The organism is Microcoleus sp. S13_C5 (assembly GCF_036700845.1).
Classification (GTDB): Bacteria; Cyanobacteriota; Cyanobacteriia; order Cyanobacteriales; family Microcoleaceae; genus Microcoleus.
Window position 1 is genome coordinate 1 of record NZ_JAUBPR010000195.1, and the last position, 7,901, is coordinate 7,901.

Sequence of the window (7,901 nt, forward strand, 5' to 3'; positions counted from 1 at the left end):
TCAACGGAAAAACTTTGGGGTTCCCACTTTTCACAACTGATAAAAAAATTCCACCCACATCTGCGGAATGTGGGTTATAAGGTTTTTTTAGTTATTTAGTAATGCAAAAATTCAGGGGTTTGTCCAATTAATTTAGATGCGTTTACCCTGAATCTAGCGCCTATATATTGAGTTAGCTTGGTAGACGTATTCCCTCTCTTTACTTAATTTTAACATAGTTCGGTTTTTTCGCACCCACTTACTTAGACGTATAGTATTTTTAGCCTCATTTAAATTAAATTTTTTTGTGTAATTTTTATATATCGAGGTTGACTTTTTACGCGATCGATCCAAGTTTGAATTGCCGGAAATCTCGTTAAGTCAAATCCGCCCTCACCAGCAACGTGCGTGTAAGCAAATAAACCGATGTCAGCAATAGTATAGCGATCGCCCGCAAAAAACTCATTTTCTGCTAAATGCTGTTCCATCACCCCCAAAGCAGCATAACCCGGTGCTTGTTTTTGGTGGAGTGCTTCCTGATATTCTTGAGCTTTCCCTGTTAAATACCAAAAACGAGAAGTAGCAATAAAAGGTTCGTGGCTGTACTGTTCAAAAAATAACCACTGCATGACTTGAGCGCGTTCAAATTTATCCGTGGGGAAAAACTCAGTGTCTTCGCTCAAGTAAAACATAATCGCATTCGATTCAAACAGAAATTTACCCGGTTCGATTTCTAACACCGGAATGCGGCCATTGGGATTTTTGGCCAAAAATTCAGGTGTACGGCTTTTTCCTTGGAGAATATTTATCTCTGTGCGAGCGAAGGGAATATTAAGTTGAGTTAAGAGCAAGCGAACTTTATAGCAATTGCCCGAGGGGGAATATTCGTAAAGTTTAAACATGATTCTTGAGAAGATTTTATGATCTTAAATTATCTCATAAATTAGATAATTTAGGCACGATGAGTTAACCGTTGTTTGCTAAAATTATTTTGGCGATCGGTGTCGATCGCCAAAACCAGCCACTTCTGCCAAAGTATAAAGCGGCCTGCCCTTCACCTCCTCGTAAATACGCCCCACATACTGGCCCAAAATCCCAATACTAACCAACTGCACCGCACCCAAAAAGAAAACCGCCATCATCACAATCGTCAAACCAGTTAAGGCAGAATTTGGATAAAAAAGCCGCCAATACAAAATTAAAAAAGCCATTAACACAGATATAAATGCAGCAAATAACCCCAAATAAATCGAAAGTCGGAGGGGAACTTTTGAAAAAGATACTAAACCATTCATCGCCAAACTCAAAGATTTTCTGAAGGTATACTTAACCTCGCCAGCAAAACGCGGATCACGTTCAAACTTAACCGCCGTTTGTTTAAAACCAATCCAAGCGCGCAATCCCCGAATGTAGCGGTTGCGTTCAGGCATGGCGTTGAGTACATCCACCACGCACCTATCCATCAAACAAAAATCTCCGGTATCTATCGGAATATCAACATCAGCCAGATGGCGCAAAATGCGATAATACATATAAGCCGGCAACCGCTTAAACCAACCTTCTTGACGGCGTTGAGTGCGTTGAGCGTAAACAACTTGATAGCCATGCCGCCACTGTTCTACCATATCTATAATTAGCTCTGGCGGGTCTTGCAAATCGCCGTCCATGATCACTACAACTTGACCTCTAGAAAAGTTTAACCCTGCAGTTACAGCTATTTGATGACCGAAATTGCGGGCCAAACTGAGGTAACAAATTCGCGAGTCTTTTTCGTGCAATTCTCGCAAAAGTTCGAGAGAGCGATCGCGGCTACCATCATTGATTAAAATTAATTCTACTGGGCCATCCATTCGCTCCATCACGGCACTAATTCTGCGATACAATTCAGCGAGATTTTCTTCTTCGTTATAGATAGGAATTACTAAGGAATACTTAGGTGTATCGTTCATTGCAGTTTCTGTTTAAAAATCGGCTTTTTAACCGTTAAATCAAATAAATCAAAAGGTTATTTTTTCACAAACACGCTCAGCGGCTTCATCGACCATTTTTGTAGGTAAGTTTGATTTTTGACAACCATCTCTTTGCCTTGTCTGCCGTCATTTTTTGTAGCAGAGTAAATTATGGCACAAGGGGTAAAACTTTTGTAAGGTTCCGAGTTGAGCTTTTGCTGGACAACAGGATCGATAGTGGAAATGTGCTCGATGCGAGGTGGTGGTTTTCCCGACTCTGTAAACATTACCCACAAGGGATATTCCCAGACATTTTTAGCCCAAAATGACAGCCCTATATTCGTGCAGTTTTTTGATTTAACAAAATCTACTGCTGTATTGTAAGCAACCTCGATGTTTGGCCGACTTGCAAAGTAAAGCTCGTGTCTGCTGCTATTAAAAATGTTACTATCTCCCAGGATAGGTCTAAAGTTGTTGTGAAAAATCCAAGGTAGCGACATAACAATCAGAATCGCCCCCAGATAATTCGCTATTTTATGATTTGATAATTCCGATGCCACTAATCCAAATAGGGGCGAAAATAATACAAATATTGACAGGTGGTGTCGACTGTGCCAAGGCTGCAACTTCAGCAGAAGACACAGCAGTAAAAATGTCATTATTACAGCAATTAAATAAGTTACTACTATTCGGGTTTTTATCAACTTTGGGGTATTAAATATAAGTGCGGATGTGGCAAATGTCAGCCAAAAGTGAAGGGGATTTGTAGCTGTGTTTTCATTAAATGACGGGGTTGCGATTGCAAATACTTGTCCGGGAGGCCAAGTGATGCGCGGATCGTTTGTAGCTATGCCCAATATTCGGTGCAGGATGTTAATCACTCCCACAATCGCACCGTTAATTGGCGAAATCCTCGTACCCGCTTGCATACCTAAATTTCTAATTACATTTGACAGGAAAGTTGGCAGCGTAAATACTTCAATTTTATATTCTTTAGTAAAATCTTGAGGCGCTCCGATCGCATAACCGAATAAATCGTAATTTCGCCAAAAGTGACCGATATTCAAAACTAAAGTCATCGTGGCTATTATCAAAATTGGTGGCAGCATCTTCCCCCCAAAATATTTAATTCCTCCTACAATAAACCAAACAATAAAAGGCAAACAAAATATATAAGCTGTCGTTTTGGTCAAGAGAGCTAGACCCAAACTCGCACCAATTTTAAAAATATTAAACCCCGTAATTCCTGCGGAGAGTCCTGCTAAACCGCAGCAAACAAAACAAACTACCCAGAAACATACAGCATAATCGTTTTGAGTGCTAGAACCCTGGAGGATACCCATCGGCAAAGTCGCAGCAAAAACAGCCGCAAAAACTTGACCGCGCAAATTAGCACCCAGTTGCTTAGCAATTAAAGAAACTGCGATCGCGCTTCCCACCATACTCAACCACTGTACCAAATTAGCAAAGCGATCGCTCCCGCTTAAAATCTGAAAGTGCATAATCGCAAACTCAGCCCAAGGCGGGTGATACAACTGTGGCACATAAGAAGTTGGATAATGCTCCACACTGCGGTTTTGCATCCAGTGCACAACCCGGCTCATGTGATAAGTCATAGAATCCCAATTGTTAGGCGGTGCAACTAGAGCAATTAAACCAACAGCAGCAAAAATAAATAATACACCGCCTAGCAACCCCAGCAAGAAAGTCGGAAATTTCTCATCTTGATTTTTCTCCACAATTGGTTGGAAAATTTTAAATTTTAGATAAAAAATCAACAACAGAATATCTACTACCAACCACAGCCCCAACACCCACTCAAAAGTCAGCAACCTAAATAAACTAAAAATTTCAGTAGATAAAGCAACAATAACTCCCCCCACAATTGCTGCGGATAAAATAGCGCTACGCCAACAATTATCTATTTTCTGAAATATGAAAAACAAAATGCCCAGAGCCACCAATGGAATCAAGCCGAATATATCTGTTATCATAGATTTGGAGCCTTAATTTAAGACAGAACGCTCAGTGCGGGAAGGCTAAAAGCCAGGTTGTATTGTTAATCCCTGGTTGTCTTTCCCACTGTTTTAGAGTATAAATTTAGAGTATAAACCATGTGGTTTGCGTAAGTACTCTAACAAATACCATAATAACGGAGAGATCAACAAATCATGACTAATTCTAACTATCTTTGGCAAGCCAATCAAGACTTAAGCGAAGCTTGTCTACAACATCCCTTTGTCAGAGGCATTGCTGAGGGCAGCCTCCCCCAAAATAGTTTTGCATATTACGTTACACAAGACGCATTTTTTCTGGGAGCATTCGCTCGGGCTTACAGTATCGCTGCGGCAAAAGCACCCGAGTGGGAGGGGTTTGAAATTCTCCACAATCTCGGTAGCGGTGTTTTAGAAGAACTTCGTTTGCATCAAGGATATGCAGCCAAATGGGGTGTAAACTTGCAAGAGGCAAAACCGGGAATCGCTACCCGTCGCTACACAGATTTTTTATTAGCGACCGCCTGGGGAAGCGGTGTCGGTTTGACAGCAGCCGCGATGACTCCTTGCTTGCGGTTGTATGCTTTTTTGGGACAGCAGCTAGCTAAACCTAATATACCGGAACACGCCTTTAGCGACTGGATTTTCACCTATAGCAGCCCGGATTTTGAGATTTTAGTAAAACGCCTGGAAAGTTTGGTTGATCGCTACGCAGAAGCTGCGCCGGAAGTAGAAGCAACGTATCGCTACGCCATGCTGTGCGAAAGAGACTTTTTTCAGGCAGCTTGGGAAATAGAGTAAATTAAGTTTATCCAAAAAATATAGAGAATTATCTTAAGCTACCTACGCCCCGGCAGCAAATTTAACAGCCATGTATAGCAGGAATATAGCAAATAATGTCATAACAGCATATCCCCAACGAGGGTGACTACTCAACACTAAACCGAGTTCGATCGAGAGCGACACAATGCCGTAAGCGTATCGGTGAAGCAATTGCAGAGCACCAGAGTTTATCAGTAGTGCTAAAGAGCAAAAACCGAAACAGACGACTGTAATGCTCAGCCTTTTTCGCAAATACCACAACAAATACCCACCCCCAAAAATCATCGCCACTTTACTAACAGCTTGCAAGCGGAAACTGAAAAAGTCCTTAAATATTTCCAACCAAGTAGGCTGAACCCAGGCTTTTTGGACGTGAACACATGCTAAAGCATCTCCAAAACGAATAGCACAATATAAACTAAATGAAAAGAAGCCGATCGCGCTAGCAAAACCAGCAGCATAAGCGAGGGGAGGTCTTTTTTCCCTCCAAGCTGTCAGCAAAAAAGTAGGTATCAGGGCTACTCCTGGGCCTCTAGTAGCAGTCGTCAAAGCTCCCCAAAAAGCCGCCCAAATATACTCGCCCCTCTCAAAAGCTCGTAAAGCCGATGCTGTCAGGAACAAAAACAATCCTTCTGTGTATATGACAGTACAAAATAGTGAGAACGGACACCAAGCTAGCACAGCATTTGTCCACTTTGCTGCACCAGCATCGTATCGCTCCTCCACCCAAAAGTATACGAGCACTAAGGCACCCAGAAAGGCAAAACTATTGATGAGTACCCCTGCTACTTCCACTGGCATTCCAAGAGTCGCCAACCCGCGCATCAGCAAAGGAAACAGCGGATGAAAAGCCACAGAATGGTGCAGCCCGTCATCTGGATAGCTAGCCTAAGTTAGCGATTTCGACGTAACATTTACCGTCCCAGTGGGAAAACAGTTCCCAACCGCTTTTGGGAAGGAAGCCACTGACAAAACCCAGAGGCGGCAGAATGGCATACACTGGCGGGTTCTTGCAGACTAAAGGAGCGATTATCTGCATCCCGATCGCAATTATTGATCGGCTCAGAAACCACATAGCAATTACAAAAATTAACCCGTCCCGGCTTTTGGAGCGCTCCAGGCGCGGAATTACTTCTAGCTCTAAATCCGTATTTGCCATGGCTAAAACAGCGCAAGACTGTAGATTTCAAATTAAAGTATAGTCCGCTGCCGAGTGCTCGCCAAATATATACGTAAGTACAGACGTACTACTAATTTTAACGTCCGAGTTTATTGGGAATCCCTTCACAGCCACCGGGAATAGTCTCTCTCGACTTCGATCCGCACCAAGCGCAGCAGTAATAGCGCTGATCCTCCGACAGCCGCTTGACAGCGGTGAAATCAGCACGTTCAACCACAGCGCCGGTATGTTCGCCCGTTTGATAGTTGGGAAATTCGGTACGGCTGCGGGGAGATGCAGTTTCTGCCGAGCCGTAGAATAATGCAGCGGCTCTCATGTCGGCGCGAGCGAGATTGGCGTCGTACAAGACAGCGCGCGAGAGGTTGGCTTTCACTAAATCACACTTGCTGAGATTGGCGCGGACGAGGTTGGCTTCGCTCAAATCCGTCCACCGCAAATCGGTGCCAGCTAGGTCAGCACCCGCTAACATGACATTGAGATCGATAACGCGGATACCGTGATCTCTGTCTTCAGCGTAGCCGCCGTCGCCGTCAAGGATGGGGCGGCCTAAAAGCCGATCGCGCTTCAGAGGAGTAACCAATCTAGACTGCGACAAAAACCGCAGAATTTTAGCTTTACCTTCAGCATCTACACTGCTCATAATCGCCGCGGTGCGGCCTTCTGCGATCGCCCTTTCCTGCGGCCAGTCTTCCAAAAACCCTTGTTCGTCAAGGGCTAAGTCGGAAACTCCTTGAAAATAAGCATCGATCGTTTGCTGCTGCGTAATTCTGTTTTGCTGAATCGTCAAATCTTTCGAGATCACGTACTGCCGCCAAGCCACGTAAACGCCCAAAATTGCGATCAAAATTTGGCCCAAAGCGCCGATCAGTTCGCCGATTGCCCCGACAGCATCCCAGTTAATTTTGATATTGCGGCTTCCGGGTTCAATATTAGTACCGCTGAGCATCAGCAAGCCCGCCATCCCTACTAAAAGACCGAAGCTAGCAACGATCAGCGTGCGCCAAGTGGGGGGCATTGACTGCAGCCAGATTTTGCCCCAAGTCGGCCACATCATCCGCAGCGCGAGCGAGATTGCCCCGATCGAACCCAACAAACCCATCCACACATTATCGATCGCCAGTCCAACGATCATCGCAGCTATAGAGCCCAAGATCAGTACCGACCCCGACTTCTCTGCAGTCGTTTGGGCCGGCTGCTGCTGCAATAAAACCTTGCGAGTTGCAGGCGGCATCGGTTTTTCCGGTTCAGCAGTAGCGACGATTGTCCCTGATTCTGGTGGCACAGTAGGGCTCGCACCGTTCTGACTTTCTACAGTCACATTAGATTCAGGGCGATTGGGTTGAGAAGAGTTTGGTTCTGGTGTCATGCGTTGAGGCAAATTCTAACTGTGGCTGGTCAATAAAACGATTTTAACTAACCCAGCAGGATTCTAGATAATATTACAATATAAATCTCCACTAATTACACTCAAACAGGTAACATACTATGGCCCTGGTACTCCCCAATCTGCAAGAAAAACAAATGGGTCAAGTAATCACTACAATCACCGTCACAAATTTCATCGATCTAGTTATGGCGGAACGGAGATTCATTGCTGCTGAGGAAGTTCGCTCTGTTACCCTCGATAGCGTTGTTGTCCATACTGGAGCAACTCTGCTTTCCTTGCCAGATCCCATTATTAGCCAGTTAGGCTTAAAACAAGTAGGAGAAAGAGATGTAGAAACATCGGCTGGCATCAAAAAAGGTCGAATTTTTGCAGGCGCTCAAATTATTGTAGAGGGGAGAGAAGGCAGATTTGATTGTTTAGAATTGCCCGAAGGCGTTTCTGCTGTTTTTTTGGGCGTGATTCCAATGGAAGAACTAGGCTTAGAACCAGATTTTAAAAATCGACGGTTGCGAGTAAGCTGTTCGACATCTAAACTGCATTAACTCGCGTTACCTTTGTTTTTGATGTTTCGGTTCCATTTCATAATTAAT

8 protein-coding genes are annotated in these 7,901 nt (G+C 44.0%); 2 read left to right on the plus strand and 6 right to left on the minus strand.

Annotation, left to right across the window (positions count from 1 at the left end):
- Positions 1 to 269 precede the first annotated feature (269 nt).
- The 3 genes from QUA04_RS28030 to QUA04_RS28040 all read right to left on the minus strand — a co-directional run bounded on the left by QUA04_RS28030 (position 270) and on the right by QUA04_RS28040 (position 3,922).
- Positions 270 to 881, minus strand: coding sequence for a glutathione S-transferase family protein (locus tag QUA04_RS28030; RefSeq protein WP_333263593.1), 612 nt, complete (start codon positions 879 to 881; stop codon positions 270 to 272).
- An 84-nt stretch (positions 882 to 965) separates the two neighbouring features.
- Positions 966 to 1,928, minus strand: coding sequence for a glycosyltransferase family 2 protein (locus QUA04_RS28035; protein WP_333263596.1), 963 nt, complete (start codon positions 1,926 to 1,928; stop codon positions 966 to 968).
- A gap of 56 nt (positions 1,929 to 1,984) precedes the next feature.
- Positions 1,985 to 3,922, minus strand: a complete 1,938-nt coding sequence (locus QUA04_RS28040) for a hypothetical protein (protein ID WP_333263599.1) — start codon at positions 3,920 to 3,922, stop codon at positions 1,985 to 1,987.
- A gap of 177 nt (positions 3,923 to 4,099) precedes the next feature.
- Here QUA04_RS28040 and QUA04_RS28045 point away from each other — a divergent pair, with 177 nt between their 5' ends.
- On the plus strand, positions 4,100 to 4,723 hold the full coding sequence (locus QUA04_RS28045; protein WP_333263602.1) for a TenA family protein: 624 nt from the start codon (positions 4,100 to 4,102) through the stop codon (positions 4,721 to 4,723).
- A 42-nt stretch (positions 4,724 to 4,765) separates the two neighbouring features.
- On the opposite strand, the gene QUA04_RS28050 is transcribed toward QUA04_RS28045, so the two are convergent.
- From QUA04_RS28050 to QUA04_RS28060, 3 genes are all read right to left on the minus strand, one after another.
- Positions 4,766 to 5,599 carry a mannosyltransferase family protein gene (locus QUA04_RS28050; protein WP_333263605.1) on the minus strand — a complete coding sequence of 278 codons (834 nt, stop codon included), beginning with the start codon at positions 5,597 to 5,599 and terminating at the stop codon, positions 4,766 to 4,768.
- Between the two features lie 28 nt (positions 5,600 to 5,627).
- Positions 5,628 to 5,903: a hypothetical protein gene (locus tag QUA04_RS28055; RefSeq protein WP_333263608.1), complete on the minus strand. Its 276-nt coding sequence runs from the start codon at positions 5,901 to 5,903 to the stop codon at positions 5,628 to 5,630.
- A 97-nt stretch (positions 5,904 to 6,000) separates the two neighbouring features.
- Positions 6,001 to 7,290 (minus strand): pentapeptide repeat-containing protein, encoded by a 1,290-nt coding sequence (locus tag QUA04_RS28060; RefSeq protein WP_333263611.1) that lies wholly within the window; start codon positions 7,288 to 7,290, stop codon positions 6,001 to 6,003.
- A gap of 119 nt (positions 7,291 to 7,409) precedes the next feature.
- Between QUA04_RS28060 and QUA04_RS28065 the strand changes: the two genes are divergently transcribed.
- Positions 7,410 to 7,853 (plus strand): aspartyl protease, encoded by a 444-nt coding sequence (locus QUA04_RS28065; RefSeq protein ID WP_333263614.1) that lies wholly within the window; start codon positions 7,410 to 7,412, stop codon positions 7,851 to 7,853.
- Positions 7,854 to 7,901: the final 48 nt, after the last annotated feature.